The 22,036-nt window shown below is 51.2% G+C and carries 25 protein-coding genes; 17 read left to right on the forward strand and 8 right to left on the reverse strand.

From position 1 onward, the window contains the following. Window positions 1-28 precede the first annotated feature (28 nt). The 9 genes from fabZ to H6F80_RS10065 all read left to right on the forward strand — a co-directional run bounded on the left by fabZ (window position 29) and on the right by H6F80_RS10065 (window position 7,831). On the forward strand, window positions 29-550 hold the full coding sequence (gene fabZ, locus H6F80_RS10025) for a 3-hydroxyacyl-ACP dehydratase FabZ (protein ID WP_190791420.1): 522 nt from the start codon (window positions 29-31) through the stop codon (window positions 548-550). A gap of 96 nt (window positions 551-646) precedes the next feature. Beyond that, entirely contained in the window at window positions 647-1,474 is an 828-nt protein-coding gene (gene lpxA, locus H6F80_RS10030; protein ID WP_190791421.1) for an acyl-ACP--UDP-N-acetylglucosamine O-acyltransferase, read from the forward strand. Then, window positions 1,467-2,660 (forward strand): lipid-A-disaccharide synthase, encoded by a 1,194-nt coding sequence (gene lpxB / locus H6F80_RS10035; RefSeq protein WP_190791422.1) that lies wholly within the window; start codon window positions 1,467-1,469, stop codon window positions 2,658-2,660. The genes lpxA and lpxB overlap by 8 nt, the downstream gene beginning before the upstream one ends. Window positions 2,661-2,678: 18 nt before the next feature. Then, entirely contained in the window at window positions 2,679-3,260 is a 582-nt protein-coding gene (locus tag H6F80_RS10040) for a D-glycero-alpha-D-manno-heptose-1,7-bisphosphate 7-phosphatase (RefSeq protein ID WP_190791423.1), read from the forward strand. Window positions 3,261-3,348: 88 nt separating this feature from the next. Next, on the forward strand, window positions 3,349-4,341 hold the full coding sequence (locus tag H6F80_RS10045; protein WP_190791424.1) for a pentapeptide repeat-containing protein: 993 nt from the start codon (window positions 3,349-3,351) through the stop codon (window positions 4,339-4,341). A 131-nt stretch (window positions 4,342-4,472) separates the two neighbouring features. After that, window positions 4,473-5,450: a tetratricopeptide repeat protein gene (locus H6F80_RS10050; RefSeq protein ID WP_199296483.1), complete on the forward strand. Its 978-nt coding sequence runs from the start codon at window positions 4,473-4,475 to the stop codon at window positions 5,448-5,450. Window positions 5,451-5,557: 107 nt separating this feature from the next. Continuing rightward, a complete protein-coding gene (locus tag H6F80_RS10055; protein WP_190791425.1) occupies window positions 5,558-6,073 on the forward strand; it encodes a pentapeptide repeat-containing protein in 516 nt (171 codons plus the stop codon). Between the two features lie 12 nt (window positions 6,074-6,085). Then, window positions 6,086-7,225, forward strand: a complete 1,140-nt coding sequence (locus tag H6F80_RS10060; protein WP_347277857.1) for a 5-(carboxyamino)imidazole ribonucleotide synthase — start codon at window positions 6,086-6,088, stop codon at window positions 7,223-7,225. Window positions 7,226-7,285: 60 nt separating this feature from the next. Then, on the forward strand, window positions 7,286-7,831 hold the full coding sequence (locus H6F80_RS10065; protein ID WP_190791426.1) for a superoxide dismutase family protein: 546 nt from the start codon (window positions 7,286-7,288) through the stop codon (window positions 7,829-7,831). Here the strand turns inward: H6F80_RS10065 and H6F80_RS10070 are convergent. Further along, window positions 7,828-8,646, reverse strand: a complete 819-nt coding sequence (locus H6F80_RS10070) for an undecaprenyl-diphosphate phosphatase (RefSeq protein ID WP_190791427.1) — start codon at window positions 8,644-8,646, stop codon at window positions 7,828-7,830. The two genes, H6F80_RS10065 and H6F80_RS10070, sit on opposite strands and share 4 nt — an antisense overlap. 286 nt (window positions 8,647-8,932) lie before the next feature. On the opposite strand from H6F80_RS10070, the gene H6F80_RS10075 reads away from it, so the two are divergent. Together H6F80_RS10075 and H6F80_RS10080 are read left to right on the forward strand one after the other, a co-directional pair. Beyond that, window positions 8,933-9,661 carry a DUF3120 domain-containing protein gene (locus tag H6F80_RS10075; RefSeq protein WP_199296484.1) on the forward strand — a complete coding sequence of 243 codons (729 nt, stop codon included), beginning with the start codon at window positions 8,933-8,935 and terminating at the stop codon, window positions 9,659-9,661. A 215-nt stretch (window positions 9,662-9,876) separates the two neighbouring features. Further along, window positions 9,877-10,923, forward strand: coding sequence for an adenylate/guanylate cyclase domain-containing protein (locus H6F80_RS10080; protein WP_190791428.1), 1,047 nt, complete (start codon window positions 9,877-9,879; stop codon window positions 10,921-10,923). Between the two features lie 215 nt (window positions 10,924-11,138). Here the strand turns inward: H6F80_RS10080 and rpmA are convergent, their stop codons facing one another. Together rpmA and rplU are read right to left on the reverse strand one after the other, a co-directional pair. Then, window positions 11,139-11,426 carry a 50S ribosomal protein L27 gene (rpmA, locus tag H6F80_RS10085; protein WP_190791429.1) on the reverse strand — a complete coding sequence of 96 codons (288 nt, stop codon included), beginning with the start codon at window positions 11,424-11,426 and terminating at the stop codon, window positions 11,139-11,141. A 94-nt stretch (window positions 11,427-11,520) separates the two neighbouring features. Further along, entirely contained in the window at window positions 11,521-11,916 is a 396-nt protein-coding gene (gene rplU / locus H6F80_RS10090) for a 50S ribosomal protein L21 (protein WP_190791430.1), read from the reverse strand. Between rplU and H6F80_RS10095 the strand changes: the two genes are divergently transcribed. After that, window positions 11,915-12,064 (forward strand): hypothetical protein, encoded by a 150-nt coding sequence (locus tag H6F80_RS10095; protein ID WP_190791431.1) that lies wholly within the window; start codon window positions 11,915-11,917, stop codon window positions 12,062-12,064. The two genes, rplU and H6F80_RS10095, sit on opposite strands and share 2 nt — an antisense overlap. Window positions 12,065-12,139: 75 nt before the next feature. Here H6F80_RS10095 and H6F80_RS10100 read toward each other — a convergent pair whose 3' ends face one another. Beyond that, entirely contained in the window at window positions 12,140-12,583 is a 444-nt protein-coding gene (locus tag H6F80_RS10100; protein WP_190791432.1) for an Rrf2 family transcriptional regulator, read from the reverse strand. A gap of 609 nt (window positions 12,584-13,192) precedes the next feature. Between H6F80_RS10100 and H6F80_RS10105 the strand changes: the two genes are divergently transcribed. Further along, a complete protein-coding gene (locus H6F80_RS10105) occupies window positions 13,193-13,582 on the forward strand; it encodes an AbrB/MazE/SpoVT family DNA-binding domain-containing protein (RefSeq protein ID WP_190791433.1) in 390 nt (129 codons plus the stop codon). A 483-nt stretch (window positions 13,583-14,065) separates the two neighbouring features. Here the strand turns inward: H6F80_RS10105 and H6F80_RS29410 are convergent, their stop codons facing one another. Then, window positions 14,066-14,215 (reverse strand): hypothetical protein, encoded by a 150-nt coding sequence (locus H6F80_RS29410; protein WP_206755058.1) that lies wholly within the window; start codon window positions 14,213-14,215, stop codon window positions 14,066-14,068. Between the two features lie 165 nt (window positions 14,216-14,380). Here H6F80_RS29410 and H6F80_RS10110 point away from each other — a divergent pair, with 165 nt between their 5' ends. Continuing rightward, the gene (locus H6F80_RS10110) at window positions 14,381-15,718 is read left to right on the forward strand and encodes a TIGR03279 family radical SAM protein (protein WP_190791434.1); all 1,338 of its coding nucleotides are present in this window, start codon (window positions 14,381-14,383) and stop codon (window positions 15,716-15,718) included. A gap of 57 nt (window positions 15,719-15,775) precedes the next feature. Here the strand turns inward: H6F80_RS10110 and H6F80_RS10115 are convergent, their stop codons facing one another. Then, the gene (locus H6F80_RS10115) at window positions 15,776-17,014 is read right to left on the reverse strand and encodes a PrsW family intramembrane metalloprotease (RefSeq protein ID WP_190791435.1); all 1,239 of its coding nucleotides are present in this window, start codon (window positions 17,012-17,014) and stop codon (window positions 15,776-15,778) included. 266 nt (window positions 17,015-17,280) lie between these two features. On the opposite strand from H6F80_RS10115, the gene H6F80_RS10120 reads away from it, so the two are divergent. Further along, window positions 17,281-17,625 (forward strand): hypothetical protein, encoded by a 345-nt coding sequence (locus H6F80_RS10120; RefSeq protein WP_190791436.1) that lies wholly within the window; start codon window positions 17,281-17,283, stop codon window positions 17,623-17,625. Window positions 17,626-17,717: 92 nt separating this feature from the next. Here the strand turns inward: H6F80_RS10120 and H6F80_RS10125 are convergent, their stop codons facing one another. After that, window positions 17,718-18,368 (reverse strand): transglutaminase-like domain-containing protein, encoded by a 651-nt coding sequence (locus tag H6F80_RS10125; protein WP_190791437.1) that lies wholly within the window; start codon window positions 18,366-18,368, stop codon window positions 17,718-17,720. A gap of 472 nt (window positions 18,369-18,840) precedes the next feature. Here H6F80_RS10125 and H6F80_RS10130 point away from each other — a divergent pair, with 472 nt between their 5' ends. Both H6F80_RS10130 and H6F80_RS10135 read left to right on the forward strand, forming a co-directional pair. After that, a complete protein-coding gene (locus tag H6F80_RS10130) occupies window positions 18,841-19,647 on the forward strand; it encodes a glutathione S-transferase family protein (protein ID WP_190791438.1) in 807 nt (268 codons plus the stop codon). 460 nt (window positions 19,648-20,107) lie between these two features. Further along, window positions 20,108-20,815, forward strand: coding sequence for a class I SAM-dependent methyltransferase (locus H6F80_RS10135; protein ID WP_190791439.1), 708 nt, complete (start codon window positions 20,108-20,110; stop codon window positions 20,813-20,815). Window positions 20,816-21,017: 202 nt separating this feature from the next. On the opposite strand, the gene speB is transcribed toward H6F80_RS10135, so the two are convergent. Further along, window positions 21,018-22,036, reverse strand: a 1,019-nt coding sequence (speB, locus tag H6F80_RS10140) for an agmatinase (protein WP_199296485.1), incomplete at its 5' end; no start/stop codon positions are given.

A 22,036-nucleotide genomic window follows, 5' to 3' on the forward strand; every position in this document is an offset into this window, starting at 1 on the left:
TCTTGCCGTCTTACACCTGGATTGACTCATGGCTATTTTGACTGACGACCCGACGAATACCGCTCATCTCACTGCGGAAGCTGAAGCTAACTCTAACAACACCCCGGCTGCGCGTGCCACGCTATCGATCGAAGAAATTCACCAGCTTTTGCCGCATCGCTATCCTTTCTCGCTAGTCGATCGCATTATTCAGTATGTTCCTGGTAAGTCGGCGATCGGCATTAAAAATGTCAGCTTTAACGAGCCGCACTTTCAGGGGCATTTTCCAGGTAAGCCGATTATGCCGGGTGTGTTGATTGTGGAAGCGATGGCGCAGGTGGGCGGAGTGGTGCTGACTCAGATGCCCGATCTGCCCGAAGGGCTGTTTATGTTTGCCGGAATCGATAAGGTTCGGTTTCGTCGTCCGGTGGTTCCCGGCGATCAACTTGTGATGACTGTGGAACTGCTGCGGGTCAAGCATCGTCGTTTTGGTTGGATGCAGGGTCGTGCCGAAGTCGATGGGCAGCTTGCCGCTGAAGGGGAACTAATGTTTTCTCTGGTTGACCTTTAAGTTTGACCTTGAAGTCAATTCTTTCGCCTTCAATCCTGAACGTCGAGTCACGGCTTTCTCCTGCATCTTCCAATCCCTACCCTCTGCTCAAAACCCTTGACTACTCTGATTCATCCGACTGCTGTGATTCATCCCCGCGCCGAACTCCATCCCACGGTGCAGGTCGGGGCTTATGCGGTAATTGGCGAACGGGTACGGATTGGGGCAGGTACGATCGTCAGTCATCACGCCGTGATCGACGGCGAAACCGAGATCGGCGAACGCAACAAAATCTTCCCCGGTGCGGCGATTGGCTTAGAACCGCAAGATTTGAAATACGACGGCTCGCTGAATCGGGTCACGATCGGCAATGACAATGTGATTCGCGAGTACGTCACCATCAATCAGGCAACGCTGGCAGGCGAAGCGACAGTTATCGGCAATCAAAATTTGCTGATGGCGTATGCCCATGTAGGTCACAACTGCGTGATCGGCGATCAGGTAATCATTGCCAATAGCGTTGCCCTTTCCGGTCACGTCCATATCGAATCCCAGGCACGAATCAGCGGTGTGCTGGGGGTGCATCAGTTTGTCCACATTGGACGGCTGGCAATGGTGGGCGGCATGAGTCGAATTCATCGCGACGTGCCTCCTTTTATGCTGGTTGAGGGCAATCCGGCACGAGTCCGATCGCTCAACAAAGTCGGGCTCCAGCGCGCGGGCTTTGCTGATTTAGATGGCGGCAAAACGATGCAGTCCCTCAAAAAAGCTTTCCGTACGCTTTATCGATCGGGCTTGCCCTTTACCCAAGCGCTCGAACAGCTTGATTTATTGCCAGATCATGAGGCGATCGAGCATCTGCGGCAGTTTTTGCGGCTGAGTCATTCGCTGGGGCGGCGGGGCTCGCTGCCGGGGAAGGCAATGCAGAGACGCGAGGATGATTAGAACCAAACGGCGAATTTTTATCAGTACAGGTGAAGTATCGGGCGACTTGCAAGGTGCGCTGCTAGTCGAAGCTTTGTATCGTCAGGCAGAATCCGCCGGAATTGATCTGGAAATTGTCGCGACCGGGGGCGATCGCATGGCCCAGGCAGGGGCGAAACTGCTGGCGGATACCAGTGCGATCGGCTCGATCGGCATTCTAGAATCAGTGCAATACGTGCTGCCGACGATTCGGGCGCAGCGACAGGTGAAAAGATGGCTACGCCAGAATCCGCCTGATCTGGTGGTGATGATTGACTATTTTGGTCCTAATATCGGTATCGGCAATTTTACGCGCCGCTTTTTTCCGTCTGTGCCCACGGTTTACTACATCGCACCGCAGGAGTGGGTCTGGTCGATGAGTTCGGCAAACACCCAGCGGATCGTGCGAGCCACCGATCGCCTGCTGGCAATTTTTCCGGCGGAGGCAGACTACTACCGGAAATGGGGCAGCGAGGTCGCCTGGATCGGGCATCCCCTGATCGATCGAATGCAAAATGCGCCCAGTCGTTCAGAAGCAAGAACGATACTGAACCTGGATCCAGAGGCTACGGTGATTTCCCTAATTCCTGCCTCTCGTCGTCAGGAAATTCAGTACATTCTGCCTGTGATGTTTGAGGCGGCGCGTCAACTCCAGGAAAAACTTCAGGCAAAACTGCCCCAGGTTGAGTTTTTGATTCCCCTGTCGCTGGAAACCTACCGGGAGGCGATCGAGCAGTCAATCCAATCTTACGGACTTCGGGCACGGCTGGTCGCGGATCAAACCCAGGCAGTGCTGGCGGCTTCGGATCTGGCAATTACCAAATCGGGCACGGTGAACCTGGAGCTGGCTTTGCTGAATGTGCCGCAGGTAGTAATGTATCGGCTCAATCCCATGACTGCCTGGATTGCTGAGAATTTGCTCAAATACGCCGCCCCCTTTATCTCTCCGGTGAATCTGGTGCTGATGCAGCCGATCGTCCCCGAACTCCTCCAGCGGCAGGCAACCCCCGATTGCATTGTGGCGGAATCGCTGGAATTTTTGCTGAACCCCGATCGCCGCAGTCAGATTCTCGCGGACTATGGGCGAATGCGGCAGCAATTGGGCGAGGTGGGCGTGAGCGATCGGGCAGCGCGGGAAATTTTGGATTTGCTTCCCGGAATGGAATAAGGGCAGGAATATGGCTCTATGACTCGACCTGCCGTATTTCTCGATCGCGACGGAGTGCTGAACGAAGAAGCAGGCTATTTGTATCGCGTTGAGGATTTGCGCCTGATTCAGGGAGTAGCGGCAGCCGTGCGGCGGTTAAACGATCGCCAGATTTTTTGCTGTCTCGTCTCCAATCAATCGGGTCCGGCGCGGGGCTATTATTCAGATTCCCACGTCGAGGCACTGCACGATCGCCTGGCGCATTTGCTGCATGTTGAAGCGGGCGCAAAGCTCGATGCGGTTTACTTTTGTCCCACGCTCAGCCCCCCCGAAGGCGGAATTGTATCTCCGTTCGATCGCTGGTCAACCTGGCGCAAACCCAATACGGGAATGCTGGTGGCGGCTGCCTGGACGCATGATCTAGACTTAAGCCGCAGTTTTATGATTGGTGACAAAGCAACGGATATCGATCTGGCTCACAACGCAGGCTGTACTGGGATTCTTGTTCAGACGGGATTTGGCGATCGAGTCTTGACGGGAACTTATCAGCATCTGACCCAGCCTGACTATGTAGCGGCTGATTTGTCTGAGGCGATCGACTGGATTTTGTCTCAAATTTAATCCAGTAGACTACAATTCAGTTCGTTTCCTGGCATCGTCGCTGATCAACGTTCGGTACAAATCGCTACCCACTCACGGTTAAATCCTCATGGCAGCCCGCACGATCGACAAACGAGATATCAGAGCCTTTTCGATTCTGGGCATTTTCTTTCTGCTGCTTGCCAGTTTGATTGGAATGGCAGTCTCTCGCGAAGCCGCACGGGATTACCGAATTCGAGCGCTGCTGAAGGATCGATCGTGCCCCAAGTGCGATCTGGACGGAGCCGATTTGGAACAGGCAGACCTGCAAACGGTCAATCTCGAAGATGCGACGCTGCGGGATGCCGACCTGAGGCGATCAAACCTGCAAAACGGGACGCTGACGCGATCGATTTTGAGTGAGGCAGATTTGACTAAAGCCAATTTAAGCGGGGCAGTGCTGAGCGAAGCCATCCTCAACAGTGTGCTGCTCAAGGAAGCCAATCTAACCGGGGCAAACCTGAGCCTGGCTTACCTGGGCGACAGCAACCTCAGCAAAGCCAATCTGCGGGATGCTAACCTGCGGGGTGCCAATTTGGTGCGGGCGAATCTCAAAGAAGCCAACTTGCAGGACACGACCCTGAGCGAAGTCAATCTCAATCGAGCCGAGCTGCAAGAAGCCGATCTGCGCCGTGCCGATCTGGGCAGTGCCGATTTGCGAAATGCCAACCTCAAGGCTGCGAATCTGGTGCGGGCGAACCTTCCCAGAGCTGATTTAACGCGGGCAGGACTAATCAAGGTGAATTTGCGCGATGCCAACCTGGGCAGTGCCAATCTAACGAATGCCAATCTTAGCAATGCCGACTTGGGCGAAGCGTATCTGGCAGAAGCCGATCTCAGTAACGCCGACTTATCGGGGGCAAATTTAGAAGGAGCAAATCTTGCCAGGGTCAACCTGAACGGAGCGAATCTGAGCGGGGTGAACTTGAATGGCGTTAATTTGCGGCGTGCCGATCTCAGCGGTGTCAATTTGCAGGGCGTCAGCCTTGATACGGTCAAACTTTGCCGCACCACCCTGCCCGATGGATCGATCGCCAATCGCGACTGCTCTCAGCAATCCTGAACCTTTCTTTCCTTCACCGTCTCTTCCCGTTTCTAATCAATTTCTGAATTAATTTCTGATCAATTGTTCTGTTGAATCATTTGAATCATTTGAATTATTCTGGTCAATCTTAAAGTGCAGGCAAATTCTCTATGAATCGGCGTTGGCAAGCTCCTCTCTTCCTTTCCGCTTCAGCAACCCCCCAAAGCAAGCGCATTCGATCGCCGCGCAGACGTCCTACCAGTTCAGGGGCAGCGGTGCTGGGTGCAATTCTCCTGAGTTTTTTCCCTGCGATGGGGCTGACGCAATCCCTGCCGACGCTCAGCATTGATAATCAGTCCGGCGCAGCCATGACCCCCGAAGGGCAGCTTAATCTGGGGTTGCAATATATCCAGCAGGGACAGGTCGATCAGGCGATCGCAGCGTTCCGGCAGTCTGTCACCCTTGATCCTCGCTTTGCCGCGTCTTATTACAATTTGGGGCTTGCTTATCGGCAAAAAGGACTGCTTCAGGATGCAGCAAACGCTTTTTACCAGGCGATCCAGGTAGATCCAGCACTGTCGCTTGCCTATGCTAATTTAGGCGCGGCTCTGCTAGAAGGCAACAATTTTCCCCTGGCGCAGCAGTATTTGCAGCGATCGCTTCAGCTTGACCCGAATCTGGGCTTGGCGCACTACAATCTGGGCTTGGTGCTGCGGCAGCAGGGCAACAGTCAGGCAGCAATGCCCTATTTTCAGCAGGCAGTTCGACTCAGCCCCAATGCGCCAGAGCCATCTTACTATTTGGGATTAATTTACCTCCAGCAGGGACGCACCCCCGACGCGCTAAAAGCGTTTCAGCAGGCGATCGCGCTCAATCCCCGCTATCCTGAAGCGCAGTACAGCCTGGGATCAATTCTGTATCAGCAGGGCAAATTGAATGACGCGCTCAACGCCTTCCGGCGATCAGCAGAGGCAAACCCCAACTATCCCAATGCCTACTACGGAGCGGGGTTAGTTTTTCTGCGGCAGGGTAATTATGCCGACGCACGGCGGGTATTGCAGTACGCCACCGATTTATTCTCGATGCAGGGTAATCGCCAATGGGCAAACAGTGCGGCTCAGCTTTTACAGCAGGCACAGCGTCGCTAGAATATTGCCAGGACAGAACCAGCGCAAAAGAAAATTTCCCTTTAACCGATCGGCTAAAATTCGATCGCGCTATCTGTCAAGATAGAAAAATTGATTCCCGAAACTTTATGTGGCAATTACCCCTGCGGGGAACGGCGAAGCGATTAATTTCTGCTCTGCTGACGTTTGTAATGACGCTCATGCTCTGGTGTTCTCCTGCCCGGGCAGACTGGACAGCACCGCAGTCATTTAGCAATGCTCAGCTCAAAGGGCGCGACTTTTCCGGGCAAGAGCTTCAGGGGTCAGAATTCTCGAATGCCAACCTGGAGCAGACCAATTTTGAAGACGCAGACGTGCGAGGCGCGGTCTTTAGTGCTTCGACCATGACAAAGGCAAACCTGCGGGGGGCAGACCTGACCAATGCAATGGCAGATCAGGTGAATTTCAAAGGGGCATCTTTACGGGAAGCCGTATTAGTCGAATCGATTTTGCTGCGATCGATCTTGGAGGACGTAGACATTACTGGAGCAGACTTTACCAATGCCATTCTGGACAGGGCGCAAGTTAAAGCTCTGTGTGAGTCCGCAAGCGGCATTAATCCAAAAACGGGAGTGATGACCCGCGAATCTTTAGGCTGTCGCTAGTAGGAAAAATCTGTGAATCAGCCCATAAATCAGCGGATCGGCATTATCGGCGGCGGACAATTGGCATGGATGATGGCAGATGCCGCTCAACGACTTAATCTCGCGCTGGCAATTCAAACTCCCAGTCCGTCTGATCCTGCCGTGTCGATCGCCGCTCACACCGTTTTTGCCCCGATCGCTGATGCTGCTGCAACTGCAAAACTGGCAGAGTTTAGCGACGTGATCACCTTTGAAAACGAATTTGTTGATTTAGAGGCACTGCGTTCTCTCAGTCAGGTGCGGTTCTTTCCCAGCCTCGACTCCCTTGCCCCCCTCCTGGACAAATATGAGCAGCGATGCTTTTTGCGCGATCGGGGTCTTCCCACGCCCGCCTTTGCCGCCTTTGATCCTGCCCAATTGCCCGATGCCTACCCCGTAGTTCTCAAGTCCCGACGACTGGGCTATGACGGACAGGGCACGTTTATCTGCCGCGATCGAGCTGTCCTAGAAGCTGTCCTGCAAAAAATTTCGGTTGCCAATCCGCTGTCTCACTGGGTGCTGGAGGAATTTGTGCCCTTCGATCGCGAGTTGGCAGTCATGGTGGCTCGATCGCAAACTGGGGAAATTGTTGTCTATCCCGTGGTGGAAACCCAGCAGGAAAATCAGGTCTGTCAGCGCGTGATTGTCACACCCGAGTTTGATTTATCCGTTGTGGAGCAGGTGGAATCGATCGCCCGATCGCTGTTGAAGGCACTGAACTACGTGGGCATAATGGGCATTGAGTTTTTTCTAACGCAGGACGGTAAAGTGCTGGTGAATGAAACGGCTCCCCGCACCCACAATTCAGGGCACTATTCGCTGGATGCCTGCATCACCTCGCAGTTTGAGCAGCAGCTTCGCACAGTTGGCGGTTTGCCCCTTGGAAGTCCTGCTCTGACCGTGAATGGAGCGGTAATGGTGAATTTGCTGGGCTACGAAACGGCAGCGTCAGATTACTTGGAAAAACGGCAGCAGATCGCTCAAATTCCCCGATCGCACCTTTATTGGTACGGCAAATCGCAATCGCGCCCTGGTCGAAAATTAGGTCACGTCACGGTTTTGCTCGATGAAGGCAATCGCGATCGTGCCTTGCAAGTTGCCCGACAGGTAGAGTCGATCTGGTATCCCGGTTGAAAACCTGCGACAGCTCATCGACAATAGGTTCACCAATCTAAAAATAGGATTGAAGAACCGATGGCAAATTTAATTTGGAGATGGATAACCAGACTGGGAACCGTTCTGCTGCTAATGATGACGCTGGCTTGCAACCAGCAGCCGACCCCGAACGCAGGCACAGCGCAGGCAATTCTTCAGGGTACAAGCGATCCCGCAACCGTTGCGGGCGTTGTGAACTTTAAGGAAACCGATGCCGGACTGGAAATTGAAGCAAACCTGACTCAGGCTCCTGACGGCATACACGGCTTTCACGTCCATGAGTCTGGGAGCTGTGCAGACGAAGGAAATGCTGCCGGGGGACATTACAATCCCGACAACGTTAAGCATGGATTACTGGTTCGGGATGGCTTTGCCAATGCCCATGCTGGGGATCTGGGCAACGTTGAAATCAGTCAGGGTCGGGCAACCTACCGCGCCACGCTGCCCGGACTCACCCTCAGCAACGGAGACTACCCAATCGCCGGACGAGCCGTAATCCTGCACGAAAAAGCCGACGATTTTGGACAGCCGACGGGCAATGCAGGCGGTAGAATCGGCTGCGGCACGATTACCCCCACAACCTAACGCTGCAACACGTCAGCAGCAACCGAGAGCAGCAAAACTGCACCAAACGCCAGACGATACCAGACAAACACCCAGGTATTCTTATTCTGCAAATACCGCAGTAACCAGGCGATCGCCAGGTAGGAAAAGATAAACGTCGAGACAATGCCGACAAGCAACGCCAGCAAACTGTCCAGACTGCCAAACGCTTTTCTTGCCTGAAACAGAGTCGCGATCGCCAGCGTCGGAATACCCAGCAGAAAAGAAAACCGTGCTGCCGTCTGGCGTTCTAATCCCAAAAAAAGAGCGGTTGTGAGCGTTGACCCCGATCGCGAAGCCCCTGGAATCAGCGCGATCATCTGCCCTAAGCCCACCAGAATGCCATCTCGCGTTTGCAGGTCGTCAAAGCCGCGCTTCCGGCTACCCACTTTCTCAGCAAAACCCAGCAGCAACGCCATCACGATCGACGTAATTGCGATCACAACCGCGCTTTCCGGCACAATATCTTTAACCGCATAGCCGACTGCCAGCGCGGGAATTGTCCCGATCGCAATACCCACCAGCAACTTCCATTCTTCCCGCCCCCAGTCTTTCTGCTGAAATGCCTGCCATGCGCCCGACAGGATTTTCTGAATATCTTTCCAGAAGTAGAAAGTGACCGCGATCACGCTGCCAAACTGAATTGCATCGACAAAATACTTTTGTCCGAGGGCAGTCCAACCAAATAACTGCGTCACAATTAATAAATGGGCAGTGCTGCTGATGGGTAGGAATTCGGTAATTCCCTGCACAAGACCCAAAACCACGGCTTGAAAAAGTTCTTGAATTAGTTCCACAACAGTTCTCTCGTATCAGTTCTGACGTACCGGACAGCTCCGGACAGCTATAGACAAGCAAAAGCAGCAATCAAAAGCGGTACAAGAACAGTTCTGTTCTCGTTCAGCTTACAGGCTTCCTGGTACTTATGCTGCCTTGCGCGATCGTCTTCAGCAAAATTTTAGGTCAGCCTAAAAATCCGAAGGGCAATCGCAAAATTATCTTCACGCGGATGCCCCCCAGGGGGATAAATTTGTGATATGTTAAAAAAGTTGAACTAAAAGATTAGAAAAGCCGTTGTCCCCCTTGTCTTCAAGAAAGCTGTATTCCCTGTCGAGTCCGCTTGAGTCTGCCGGACTGGAAGAACTCCCAATTTCAATTCCGCTCATTGAGCGGCTGCCCTTAACCTGGCGATTCCTGCTGGCTTCTGCCTTCCTGGTGTCGATCCCGGTGTTTTTTCAGGCTCCCTTGGTGCGATCGGCTCCCTGGTTGAGTTTGGTAATGACGGGCGGCTGGTTCTGGCTCAGTGCATGGCTGCGATCGCGTCCCCGGTCAGCGGAATGGGGGGATCTGCTCATGGGCTTTACCTGGACATGGCTAGCAGGTTCGATCTACTGGGGTTGGCTGCGATGGGAGCCGTTGCTGCATTTGCCAGTCGAATCCGTCGGGCTGCCTTTTGCGATCGCAGGTTTACGGCGCGGGCAAGACCGCATTGGTAACTGGTTTTATCTAGGGTCGCTGTTTGGCACTGCCATGACCGATGCCTATTTTTATGCAGTCAACCTGATTCCGCAGTGGCGGCAGCTTGTGCAGGTTGAGCCTCATCTAATGGAGCCCATTTTCCAGAGCGCGATCACTCAAATGCAAACGCCGTGGGGAATAAGTTGGGCGATCGGGTTGGGATCTGTGCTGCTGCTGGTCGGAGGTTTACCGCTGCGGTCACAACAGCTTCACTGGTGGACTTTAGGCGGTGCAGTTTTGAGTACGATTCTGGTAGATGGGCTATTCTGGCTGGCTGCAATCTCCGTACTGTGATGCTCGTGTAGCAAAATAATTCAGGTTTTGCAATAAGTTCGGTATAAACCGATTGTGATTGCTTTGTCTTGCAACTCATCAAACCGATCGCAGAAAAAATATAGTCCTAAATGATAGGTAGGTTAGATTAAAGGGGAAAAATCCTGATCAACGCGGATTATATTTGACGCAAGGCTCTCTATAATTCAAAGGCTGAGAGTCCTGTAGCCGAGCAAATGCGTCAGAATGCGTCACACGGCAACAATACGGTCTGTGAAACTGCTGTGAATGGACAGTCTGTTCCCCATCTAATCCTGCATACAGAGTCGGGAAACCGCTACTTTTCACTTGTTGGGAGCAACTGCTGGAGAGTCGGGCGAGGCGACGACAATAACTTTGTCTTGCCCGATCGCTGGATCTCCCGAAACCACGCGCTGCTTCAGCAAATGGAAACTGGCGATTTTTATCTGATCGATCTGGGCAGTCGCAATGGTTCTTTTGTCAATGGGCGGAGAGTCAGTGTTCCTGTGACGCTGCAAAATGGTGATCGGCTCACGTTTGGGCAAACCGAGCTAGAGTTTTTTGCTCCCAATTCTGATTCCAGTGCCCCAACTCTGGGCAATGACTCTCAAGAATTTACTGCTACCGCTACGCTGCATGTCCGTCGCCTGATTTCCGTGCTGGTTGTAGACATTCGCAACTTTTCAGGCATGACGCGCCAGATTGACGAAAAAGTACTGTCGGAAGTAATTGGAACCTGGTTTCGCTGTGCAGGTGATATTATTCGCGATTATGGAAGCTGGGTCGATAAATATATCGGCGATGCGGTAATGGCAGTTTGGATTCACGGCGCGCAGGGCATCAGTCCGGGTGAAATGATGCGGGTTGCCCATGCCCTCAGTACTCTACACAAAATGACGAGTCAGCTTCACGAAACCTATCCGCTTCCTGCTCCGATTCGCATTGGTGCAGGGCTGAATACCGGATACGCAATGGTCGGCAATACGGGCACAGGCGATCGACCCGACTATACCGCCCTGGGTGACACGGTAAATGCTGCCTTTCGGCTAGAGTCTTCTACAAAGCAAATTGGGATGGATATTGCCTTAGGAGAAACGACCTATCGCTATCTCGTTGAGGCAGGAGTGAAACCCGAAGTCTTTATCCCCAAAACGGTACATCTTAAAGGTTATGATCTGCCAACCCAAACCTATGCCGGGCTCTTCTCGGATCTAGACACTTTCCTGCAATCAACGCAGGTTCAGGACAAGGCACAGGGGTAGACGCTCCGGGAAAAGGGGTTGGGCGATGAGGGGAAGGCTGTTCAATTTATAAATTGAATAAAGGTTCTTGTCATAAAGGTTCATGAAACAAAAAAGGGCAGACCCATGAGCCTACCCTCCAATGTCAAATGTATTCAAGCGGTGAGTATTCAAGCTGTGAAACTGAATTTCAAACTGAAATTTAATTCTCAGAATTAAGCCAGTACAGCCTGGGATTAAACCATTGCCGCTTCAACCGGAGCCGTTGCAGGAGCCGGATAAACGCTAATCTTTTGGCGGCTCTTGCCTTTGCGTTCAAAAGTGACCACGCCATCGACCAGGGCAAACAGCGTGTCGTCGTTGCCGCGCCCAACGTTGACGCCGGGGTGAAACTTCGTGCCCCGTTGCCGTACCAGGATATTGCCAGCACGCACAACCTGACCACCAAAGCGCTTCACGCCCAGCCGTTGAGCATTAGAATCTCGACCGTTACGGGTACTGCCCGTCCCTTTTTTGTGAGCCATCGTTTCCTCGAATGTTGACTAGGGTAGAACTTTGACCAGGATAAATCCTGATTCAGAATGAATGCGAACTGCCTGCGATCGAGTTTAGCCCGAATTATTCGGCGGCTACCGCTTCGGGTGCTGCTTCAGCCTCAGATGCTGCTTGAGCCGCTGCCCTTCCCGCCACGATCGCACCATTTAGCGAGATCGAATTGATCATCAGGCGCGTAATTTCCTGACGGTGTCCCCGCTTTTTGCGAGTCTTTTTCTTAGGCTTCATTTTGTAGATCAGCACCTTCCGTCCGCGAAAATGACGCAGCACCGTTGCCTCTACCGTTGCCCCTGTAACCATTGGCTGCCCGATCGAAATCTCCCCATCGTTTTCGACAAAGAGAACGCGATCGATCGTCACTGCCCCATCTGTATCAACGGCGAGCCGCTCAACATCGTAGAAGCGACCGGGTTCGACCCGAAACTGCTTGCCGCCCGTTTCAATAATTGCGTATGTCATGATATTCCTCAAAGATTGCCGTACAGGTAGCCAGGAGCGCGATCGGTCAGGGTATCAGCCCTCCCTTATCAACACGCTTTACTCAGCATTTTTTACTCAGCATTTTTTGCAGAGCGATCGCCAAGCAGTCCGGGCATTTTGCCGTTAAACCTGGTCCGAGCGATTAAACGCCAAGAGACCATTCTCGCGAATTGAAGTGGGGAGTGTCAAGTTTAAATCGGAATTAAACCACAAAGCTAGCGGATTCGCCCTGAGCTGCCTGCCGACTGCGGGCATCGTAGTACAGGTCTTCGAGGGTAATGCTATAGAGAGCTTCTTTTAATTTGGTGTGAAGTCGCTGCCAGAGGGTAAATGTCACCCAATCTTCTACCTGATTGGCTTCGGGTGTGAGGCGCGGCAGGGGTTCGATCGTTTCACCGACGGCTTCCAGGATATGACCGAGGGAAATTTGGGCGGGAAGACGTGCCAGTTTGTAGCCCCCCTGAGACCCGCGCACCGATTCCACGAGTCCGGCACGCCGCAGCTCAATTAACAGTTTCTCGAGATAGGGAGCGGGAATGTCCTGGCGTTGAGCAATTGCCCGAACAGAAGTGGGCTGATATCGGGGCTGAAAGCTTAAGTCGAGCAGGGCTTTGACGCTGTAGTGTCCGCGAGTGGTGAGCTTCATTCAATCCTTAAATAAGCCATCCTTAATAAAATTCAATTACGAAAAGGCAGCGATCGGATTGCGGCCACTCTATTATCGATCAGGCTGAATGAATCGTTTTTTCGCTTGATTATCAATTGGAAGGGACAGCCCCAAGGAGTTGTCTATTGGAGCGAATCGATGAACTAGGGTGAACGCTGACCCTGCCTATTTAAAACCGAAATTATTGAGGGCGGACAAGCAGCATGATGCTGAGTTCATGAGAAAAAAAGTAATCCGCTTTTTCAGACCTGCGCTATATTGAAACCTTTTAGTTCCTGAGCAGGGTGATCCAGATTTGTAATATGACTCTGTAATGCTAGAACGATCGATCAGGATTAGTAAAGTCAAAATCATTTGAGTCGATCAAAAAGCTTGCATTTTAATACAAATCACATGGAAAAAAGTTGACTGACCACGGTAATATAGATTCAAAAGCTGATGCAAAGCGATAGATGAATGATGACAGAATTATCTATAGCGAGATTATCAGCGAAATTGTATTCCATCGTAGTATCTCACAGGAGTCTCTCATGGCAGTATCTCACTGTGAGGTGCCACCGTTCCTAATCAATGATCCAGCCCAAACGAATGAGTAAAAAGAAAAAGATAGAGCCTTTAACCGGAGAAGCCCTTCTGACGAAGGTTAAAGAACTAGAGCACGTCAGCAAAGAAGAAAAGGCGAAAGAGTGTGGCTATTACACCATTACCAAAAATGGCGTAGAGCGCGTCAACATGATGAAGTTCTACAATGCCCTTCTGGAAGCAAAAGAGATTGAACTCGATGGCAAGCAGGGCAGCAACGGTCGTGGTGGACGCAGTGCCAGCTATCGAATTACGGTTCAGGCAAATGGTAATCTGCTGATTGGGGCTGCCTATACCAAGCAAATGGATTTGAAGCCAGGAGATGAATTTGAAATCTCTCTCGGTCGGAAACACATTCGCTTAAAGCAACTTGAAGGCGAGGATTTCGAGGAATAAAGCCTTGAAGGTTTGATTCTGGAAAACAAAATCTTGCAAAGTTGAGAAGTGTCTGAGGCAAAGCAAATTTGGCAGGAGGGTCGCTTCTGTCAAACCTCATGACACTTTTCTAGCTAATCTTCATCCTGACGGATGAACGCGAAAAGTTTGACAAAATAAGCCTGACAAGATAAGCCCGACAAGGTAATTTGACGAACCGGGAGGCTTTAAAGTATTGAAGCAAAGCCTCTTATTTTGCTGTGAATTTGCTACAGGCAGTGAAAGAGCGGAGACAGACTGGCATTTTTCCGTTTTTAATCTGTCAAATTCCTTAAATTTGACAAAAATCAGGTCAATTAGCACTCAAAGCGTGACGCTAGTAATTGACTCACGGCATTTTTTTAGCTCGGATGTTGCCTTACTCAACAAGCAAGAAAGCATTTGAGCTTGTAGATGTTTCTCACCGTCGTTTTAACTAGGTTTGTAATGCCTGTCTCTACTCAATTAAGCAGCGGCTAGATTTGCGATCGGTAGAATTTTTTGGTGCAAGGTTGGGGCGATCGCAATCAACCGCAGAGATTGACGATGATTGATGGCCTCGGCAAAAAGTTTAATTTTCAGCATGGCATCGGCGTCGCATGGAAGCTGCTGCACTCAGCAACTGATTCAATTCGGGCTGCCCAGAAGCCTCTTTCGCTCTAACCAGAACGCTACTATGAAATAGAGGTCGGAAAAGGTTTGATTGAGGGATTTTGAGTCGATCTAGAACCGAATCTGACGGCTGCTTATTTTTGCTGCTGGTGTAATTTCATAAGATCCATGAGTGAGTCTACGCTGCGTCCTGCTTTGATTACCCGCGTTCTGCCGGAATCGATCGCCGCCGAGGTTGGTTTTGAGCCGGGCGACCGACTGGTGGCAATTAACGGACAGCCGCCGCGCGATTTGATTGATTATCAGTTTCTCTGCGCAGATGAGGTGCTGGAGCTAGAAGTACTGGATGCCAAAGGCAAAGCTCACATCGTTGAGATCGAAAAGGACTATGACGACGATCTGGGACTGGAGTTTGAGTCAGCGCTGTTTGATGGGCTAATTCAGTGTAACAATCGCTGTCCCTTTTGCTTTATTGACCAGCAACCTCCCGGCAAGCGGCAAAGCCTGTATCTGAAAGACGACGACTATCGCCTCAGCTTTCTGTACGGCAGCTATCTGACGCTGACTAATTTGACTTCAAAAGAATGGGATCGGATTGCTCAGATGCGCCTTTCGCCCCTGTTTGTCTCGGTTCATGCCACGGAGCCAGAAGTACGAACCCGACTGCTCAAGAATCCGCGTGCCGGACAATTGCTCGATCAGCTTCGCTGGTTTCAGCAGCATCGGCTGCAAATTCATGCTCAGGTGGTGGTTTGTCCGGGCATCAACGACGGCATGCATCTAGAGCGAACTTTGCACGATCTGGCGCAGTTTCACAAAGGCGAGATTCCCACTGTGGCATCGGCGGCGATCGTCCCCGTTGGCTTAACTCGCTTTCGTCCTGCCGAAGATGAACTTGTGCCCGTCACACCGGAAAAAGCGCGAGAAGTGATTGCTCAGGTACAGCCCTTACAGGCAAAATTCCGTCAGCAGATAGGAACCACCTTTGCCTGGTTAGCCGACGAGTGGTTTTTGATTGGACGCGAGGAACTGCCGCCAGAATCGCATTACGAAGATTACCCGCAGTTAGGGAATGGCGTGGGTTCAATCCAGCAATTTCTAAAGCAGTTTCAGACCGCTGCCAGAAAGCTTCCGCCCCGTGTGCCTACGCCACGCCGCTACACTTGGATTGTGGGAAATGCAGTGGAGTTTGCCTTCCAGCCGATCGTCCAGCGATTGAATCAGGTGGAAGGACTGACGATTGATCTGGTTGCCTTGAATAGCCAGTATTGGGGACAGCAGATCAGCGTGACAGGGCTGATTACCGGACAGGACATTTTAACCGCGCTGCGCGGACGCGACCTCGGGGACGGAATTCTGCTGCCTGCGGTGATGCTGAAGCACGATGACGAGCGCTTTCTGGATGACCTGACCGTGAGCGAACTTTCTCAGGCGTTAAATGTGCCGATCTTGAAGGTGGGGGCGATCGAAGAATTGCTGGTGGTTTGTACGCAAGAGCAGGGTTAGATCAGGTTAGAGGAGTCTCAGGGGTTCTACATTTAGTTTCTACTCTACATTTAGTTTCTACAAGGAGTGGCGCTGCGATCGGGCCTGCTCAATTTGTTCAAGATACTGCATGATTTGGGAACTGCGATCGAGGTAGGCGACAAACAGCAGAATGCTAAAACCTACGACTCCTAAACCGGGCAGTCCGCCGGAAACCGCATTATAAAGTCCGTGCAAAACGGCGGCGATCGTCAAACCCAGTAACAGTAGGGCGGCTCGGCGACTGGGATAACGAGCTGACAGCCCAATAAAATAGCCCACGATGCCCGTCAGCACGGCATGAAAGAGCGGCAGCGACCCAAAGCGAATCGAATGGGTTGCCAGATACATTCCCAGATCAATCTGTCCCCGCGTTAAGCCGATCGCATACTGCACGGCATAGGCTCCACTTTCAGCAACGGCAAACCCCAAGCCAGACATCGCCCCATAAAAAGCGATCGTGGGCGGCTCAGGGAGCCTGCGAGCGTGCAGCAGCGGCAAAAGCAACGGAATTGCCTTGCAAGCTTCCTCTAAAATCCCCACCCCCAGCACAAACCCGATCAAACGACCCGGCAGCCCCTGTTCTGTTACCCCATAGAGCAAGCTAAACGGCGGAATCCGCTGCACTAGCAGCAGCCCGGGAATACTAATAAACACCGTGAATAGAACACACCCGATCGCATAACCCCAGGAAACCCGGCTCGGCTTGATCAGGTGGTAGAACACTAGACCCCAGACGATCGCATAATAAATTGCCGTGAGCCAAGCGGTTTGGGCAAGGCTTACCTGTTTCGCTAGCAGATTGATCATCAACGGCACAAGCCCCAAAAACAGCAACAGCCGTACGATCGCACTTTGATATCGCTCTGGGCGCAACACCTCCCGATAGGGAAACAGAACCGTGAAGGAAAGATTTTTGGGGGGCAGTCTGGGTTCCTCAACACTGGCAGAAACGGGAACGAGTGCCCTGCTCTGAGACTCGGATGGAATAGGAGAAAACTCAGCAATCCAGGTCGGACGATCGTTTCCAGCAAGCTGACAGTAAACTTTAATCTGCTGAAGATGGGGCAAATCTAGCTCGCGAATCTGCTGCTTGACCAGTTCGACAAATGCCTGCTGTTCCAGAGGGCGATCGGCAATGAGCAAAATCTTGAGCAGGCTTGCTCTGGTCAGCACTTTGGCAGTGACTCCGCGTGGCTGAAGGGTCTGGTTTAACCAGAGGGCGATCGCCTGAGGATTTCCCTGTTGTGCGAGGGCGCGGAGGTCAGGCTGCGTCATGCGGGATGCGTAGCAGGGTCAAGTGGTGAGGCATGGGTTAAACCGGGCTGAATTTAAGACTTTCTTCAGAAGGCTTGATTTAGAAGACTTGATTTAGAAGATAAACACTGCATCGGTTGAATTTTTGTAAAAAATAGAGTGAAAGATTGAGATTGAAGATTGACATTTAAAAATGTATCTGAAGAACTAGAAAAACTAAATTTAGCTTTGTTAGAATCACTCAACAATAAAAACAACTTACATCATCTCAAGCAACAGAGGCTCGTATGGAATACACATTCGAGATTATTGGTGTATCTCCAGTTTTATACTTTTTTAATCATCAGCTTCAGAGCCAGGAGAACAGAATTGATCTAACAGAACGCGCAGCTTATTTCGGCTCCTATCACTGTACGCTAGACGCTTTTTTAGAATCTGTCGAATCTCTGCCAATGCGCCAAAACTGGAACCTCGATCGGGTGGTGGACACAGTCGTTCAGTTCTGGCTGAACAACGCAGAGCAGGTCAATCGCTGGAAAAAACGACTCGCCGAGGCAGGCAGTGAAAATTTGCTCGTCGGACGGCTGGCAGATCTGGAGGCGTTGCGATCGGAGTTTGAGTCATTGCTGTAGCTGGATTTCATTCTTGATAAATTCAGCGCTTACAGCCTTGTTCAGGCGATTGAAGTGCAAAAAATGGGGCGCAGCCCCTGAACCCCCGTACCTTATAAGAGTGAAAAACGCTGTAATTCAGCATTTAATCCATAGCGGTTTGCATCTTGCAGGGGAACGTCGGGAAGCTGTTTCAGCAGTGCATTCCAGGTTTTGTGGGACTGCAAAGCGTTGACCACGATCGGGAGCGGCTCTGGCAGAATTGCCGGAAAATCTGCTTCTTCAGGAAGCCGAATTTTGTATGCCAATCTTTCTTGGGGTGGCGTAAATTGGGCATTAATCCCCGATCGATTGCCTCTGGCATCAACCCGATACCACCCGGATTCGGGCAGATAAACCGCATTAAAGCCGTGCAGGCTGTAGGGAGCACCCTGATCATTCACACTCAGTCGCTGATAGCAAAACCCTGCTGGAATGCCGTTTGCCCGTAGCAGTGCGGCTAAGAGATGGCTTTTCGCATAGCAGTATCCTGTTCGATGCCGAAGCACCTCTGAAGCGCGACAGGTCACAGGATTAAGCTGATAGTCATAGCTATGATGGATTTCGTCTCGCACCCACTCAAAACAGCCTTCTGCAATGCGGAGCAGTTTTCCTTCTGGAGCGATCGATTCGTTCATCGGTACGGCTGCAATTTTCCTGGCAAGTGCCAGAACCTCTGGATGCTGGTGATCAATCACTTCGCTCGCTTGCAGATAGGCTTTCATTGCTTAGGGATAAAATAATCCCGATTGTCGCACAAACCCGATGTTTTTCTACAAAGCTCGCTTGATTACCGTACGAGAATTTGACCGAAAATAGGGTGAGAAAAGCGACCGTCCAGAATAGGTTGTCCCTGAACCGATCGCCCTACAAGGTGTCTTCTGTTTCGTAAACTGGCGTTTACAGAGTTCATTGTTCCCGGACTGGCTAAATGAATCACAAAAAATGCAGAGGTGCCTTGCTGTATGCGGCGGGAAGGGTACAAAAATCTCAGTTAAACGCAAAATTGATTGTTTATTTTATGACGAGAATTGTGCTGCCTTTCCGCTGCATTTTCGTCTTGTATTGTTGCTTTGCATCCTATCAAGTTCGCTTGAATTCCTCCTCAGCGGCACAAAAATTATGCAGAACGGGTCGCCTGAATCCTGAAGAAACTTGCTAAGTTAAAAGCGACAGTCAATCAACAAGGAGACGACCATGCTGGAGCTTTACCAGTTTGAGCTATCCCATTACTGTGAAAAAGTGCGGCTAATTCTGGACTACAAGGGCTTAGCCTATCGCAAGATCGAGATCACCCCAGGAATTGGGCAGCTTGACATTTTTCGGATGTCGGGGCAGCGGCAGGTTCCTGTCCTCAAGGATGGCAACGAGGTGATTGCTGACTCTACAGAAATCGCGTTTTACCTCGATCGCAAATATCCCGAACGCCCGCTGATTCCGACCGAGCCGCAGCGGCGATCGCAGTGTTTGATTTTAGAACAGTGGGCAGACGATTCGGTGGGCATCAATGCTCGAAAACTGCTGATTAGCGCAGTCGGTCAGGATTCGACCTTTTTGACCTCGGCTCTGCCGTCTGGAACCCCCGGATTTTTGAGAAATTTAGTTCAGTCTGTGCCGCGTGAGGCGATCGATCTGGTAGGGTTTGGGGCAGGAGCTAGCCCTGATGCAATCAAGTCTGCCCGTAAAGAAATGCACCGCAGCTTGGAATCCCTGAGCGAGATGCTGCGCGATCAGCCTTATTTGCTAGGCGATCAGCCGACGCTGGCAGATTTTGCAGTTGCAGCCATGACCATGTACGTGAAGTTTCCGATCGGGTCGTATCTGGAATTGCCTGCCGCCATTAAAGGCAAAGGAACGATCGAGCTAATCAACGATCCGCTGCTCAAGCCTTTTTGGGACTGGCGCGATCGGCTTTATGCAGATTTTCGCAAAGCTCCGCTCACGGCAACGGCAGGGGCAACTAGCGGTTCCTCATCGGGTCCCACCTCGATCAACATTGATTGATCTGAATCGATTCAATTGAATCGATTCAATTGAATGGATTGACCCTGATTGAACTTCATTGATTAAAGTGACCTGGTGTAAACACAAAAACTGCCCTTATTCTTCCGCCCTTCCCCGCCCTGCTCCAATCAGTGACTTTGTGTATTTGCATTCGGCAACGCCGGATTTAAACCAAAAGGATTTGAATCGGATTGAGGACAAATAACCAATAAAACCACGAGATCTATCCTCAATCCCTGTCCTCATTGATGCTTTGGTATTCAAAGGAGCCGCTTTTGCAGATCAACGGTTGGGAGGAAAGGGGCAGTTTCCCCATTATCGGGCTGCTCACCGGGAGTCAGGAGATCGGGGCTAGATGATCTTGAATGAGAAACCCCAGATCAGCCCACATTGAACCAAAAGAAATTCAAAGTCCCTCGCCCTTGCCGGAAATGGGACGATTTACGACTCGGTGAAACCGATGCCCACTTTTCCTGCCTGGTATTTTGATGAATCCACTATGGCTGGCATCGACTTTGAGGATGCTGCACAGGTTGCAGTGTACGATCGCAATCAAACATCGAGCACACCCGAAAAGGAACAGGCTTTAGTAACCCGATTAGGAATTGCTGCGGAACATACGGTTATTGATTTAGGTGCGGGCACAGGAAATTTTGCCATTCAAGCTGCGCTGACGGGAGCTTCTGTCCACGCGATCGATATCTCACAGGCGATGCTCACCAATGCTCAAAACAAAGCACAAAAAGCAGGCGTAACTACGCTCAAGTTTCATCAGGCAGGCTTTCTAAGCTATGAGCATCAAGACCAATTCGTCGATTTCGTCGTCACTAAAAATGCACTGCACATTCTCCCCGATTTTTGGAAGATGGCAGCTTTCCTGAGAATTGCGGCGATGTTAAAGCCGAACGGCGTGTTTTATCTGCGAGATGTCATCTTCTCCTTTCCAGCCGCAGACTACGAAGCATCAATCAATGATTGGATTAAACAGGTTGCTAAACCCGCTGGAGAAGGGTGGACAGCCAAAGATTTTGAGATGCACGTACGGGAAGAACACAGCACTTATGGATGGATTATCGAGGCAATGCTAACGCGAGCAGGTTTTGAGATTGTTGAAGCGAATTACAACACACCAACTAATGCGGAATATTTCTGCATTAAAACCATTTAGGCGATCGCCCAAAGTTGGAAGTTCCTGGGGACTATTGTTAGAGCAAAGCTTGATTTGTAAGGGTCAAGAGATGCCCTTGCTCAACTGCTTGTTTCACTTCAAAACCAAGTAAGCGAATGATACCCGCTCCCGCGATCGCTGCATTCTTTAATACACCACCCTATCTTTAATTAAATGGCTTCAAATAACCTCTGCACTTCATTCACTCGTTCAATAAAACGTTCTCGTTGCTCTGGTTGGAACTTGAGAGCGAATTATTCTGACTTGATTGAGGATTGAGTTTTGGACTGAGTTTTGGACTGAGTTTTGGACTGAGTGCCAGCAGGTTTATCAGTTCGTAAGCCACTGTGGCAGCGGCAAGCGAGGTAATCTCTGCATGGTCGTATGCAGGTGCAACCTCTACAACGTCCGCAGCAATGACCGAAAGACCCGCCAGTCCGCGTAGCACGCCCAATAATTCGCGACTGGTCATTCCTGCAACTTCAGGCGTGCCCGTGCCCGGTGCATGAGCCGGATCGAGCACATCAATATCAATGGATAAATACAAAGGACGATCGCCGACCCGTTCCCGAATTCGCTCGACAACTCCAGTGATGCCGATCGTTTCAAACTCATCACAGTGAACAATTTTGAATCCCAGTTCACTATCTTTGTTCAAATCATTGCGGCTATAGAGCGGACCCCGAATGCCAACATGGATTGAGGCATCGTCTAAAAATAAGCCTGCTTCAGCCGCACGGCGAAATGGGGTTCCGTGCGTGTAGGGCGCACCAAAGTAGGTGTCCCAGGTATCGAGATGGGCATCGAAGTGAACGAGTGCAACGGGTCCGTAACGTTGATTAATTGCCTTCAGCAGCGGATAGGCGATCGTATGATCTCCCCCTAAACTCACAATTGCCCCACACTGTGCTAGAAGTTCGGTCGCAGCCGCTTCAATCTGTTCGATTGCCTGATTAATATGATATGGATTACAGGCAATATCTCCGGCATCGGCAACCTGCTGCACCATAAACGGCTCCACGTTATAGGCAGGATGATACTGCGTCCGCAGATTTCGCGACGCTTGACGGATTGCCTGCGGTCCAAATCGCGCCCCTGGACGAAAACTCGTCCCCGCATCAAAAGGAATACCGACGATCGCGACATCGCAGTGGTTCACATCGCGCAGTTCGGGCAATCGAGCAAAGGTAGAGGCACCCGCATAACGGGGAAGAACCGTGC

Source organism: Leptolyngbya sp. FACHB-711 (genome assembly GCF_014695615.1).
Taxonomy (GTDB): Bacteria; Cyanobacteriota; Cyanobacteriia; order Elainellales; family Elainellaceae; genus Leptolyngbya_A.

What these genes read in the sequence shown, in the direction of transcription:
- fabZ (WP_190791420.1), top strand. Translation starts at nt 29, where the DNA reads ATGGCTATTTTGACTGACGACCCGACGAATACCGCTCATCTCACTGCG.
- lpxB (WP_190791422.1), top strand. Translation starts at nt 1,467, where the DNA reads ATGATTAGAACCAAACGGCGAATTTTTATCAGTACAGGTGAAGTATCG.
- H6F80_RS10040 (WP_190791423.1), top strand. Translation starts at nt 2,679, where the DNA reads ATGACTCGACCTGCCGTATTTCTCGATCGCGACGGAGTGCTGAACGAA.
- H6F80_RS10045 (WP_190791424.1), top strand. Translation starts at nt 3,349, where the DNA reads ATGGCAGCCCGCACGATCGACAAACGAGATATCAGAGCCTTTTCGATT.
- H6F80_RS10050 (WP_199296483.1), top strand. Translation starts at nt 4,473, where the DNA reads ATGAATCGGCGTTGGCAAGCTCCTCTCTTCCTTTCCGCTTCAGCAACC.
- H6F80_RS10055 (WP_190791425.1), top strand. Translation starts at nt 5,558, where the DNA reads ATGTGGCAATTACCCCTGCGGGGAACGGCGAAGCGATTAATTTCTGCT.
- H6F80_RS10065 (WP_190791426.1), top strand. Translation starts at nt 7,286, where the DNA reads ATGGCAAATTTAATTTGGAGATGGATAACCAGACTGGGAACCGTTCTG.
- H6F80_RS10080 (WP_190791428.1), top strand. Translation starts at nt 9,877, where the DNA reads ATGCGTCAGAATGCGTCACACGGCAACAATACGGTCTGTGAAACTGCT.
- rpmA (WP_190791429.1), bottom strand. Translation starts at nt 11,426, where the DNA reads ATGGCTCACAAAAAAGGGACGGGCAGTACCCGTAACGGTCGAGATTCT.
- H6F80_RS10095 (WP_190791431.1), top strand. Translation starts at nt 11,915, where the DNA reads ATGATATTCCTCAAAGATTGCCGTACAGGTAGCCAGGAGCGCGATCGG.
- rplU (WP_190791430.1), bottom strand. Translation starts at nt 11,916, where the DNA reads ATGACATACGCAATTATTGAAACGGGCGGCAAGCAGTTTCGGGTCGAA.
- H6F80_RS10100 (WP_190791432.1), bottom strand. Translation starts at nt 12,583, where the DNA reads ATGAAGCTCACCACTCGCGGACACTACAGCGTCAAAGCCCTGCTCGAC.
- H6F80_RS10105 (WP_190791433.1), top strand. Translation starts at nt 13,193, where the DNA reads ATGAGTAAAAAGAAAAAGATAGAGCCTTTAACCGGAGAAGCCCTTCTG.
- H6F80_RS10110 (WP_190791434.1), top strand. Translation starts at nt 14,381, where the DNA reads ATGAGTGAGTCTACGCTGCGTCCTGCTTTGATTACCCGCGTTCTGCCG.
- H6F80_RS10115 (WP_190791435.1), bottom strand. Translation starts at nt 17,014, where the DNA reads ATGACGCAGCCTGACCTCCGCGCCCTCGCACAACAGGGAAATCCTCAG.
- H6F80_RS10120 (WP_190791436.1), top strand. Translation starts at nt 17,281, where the DNA reads ATGGAATACACATTCGAGATTATTGGTGTATCTCCAGTTTTATACTTT.
- H6F80_RS10125 (WP_190791437.1), bottom strand. Translation starts at nt 18,368, where the DNA reads ATGAAAGCCTATCTGCAAGCGAGCGAAGTGATTGATCACCAGCATCCA.
- H6F80_RS10130 (WP_190791438.1), top strand. Translation starts at nt 18,841, where the DNA reads ATGCTGGAGCTTTACCAGTTTGAGCTATCCCATTACTGTGAAAAAGTG.
- H6F80_RS10135 (WP_190791439.1), top strand. Translation starts at nt 20,108, where the DNA reads ATGCCCACTTTTCCTGCCTGGTATTTTGATGAATCCACTATGGCTGGC.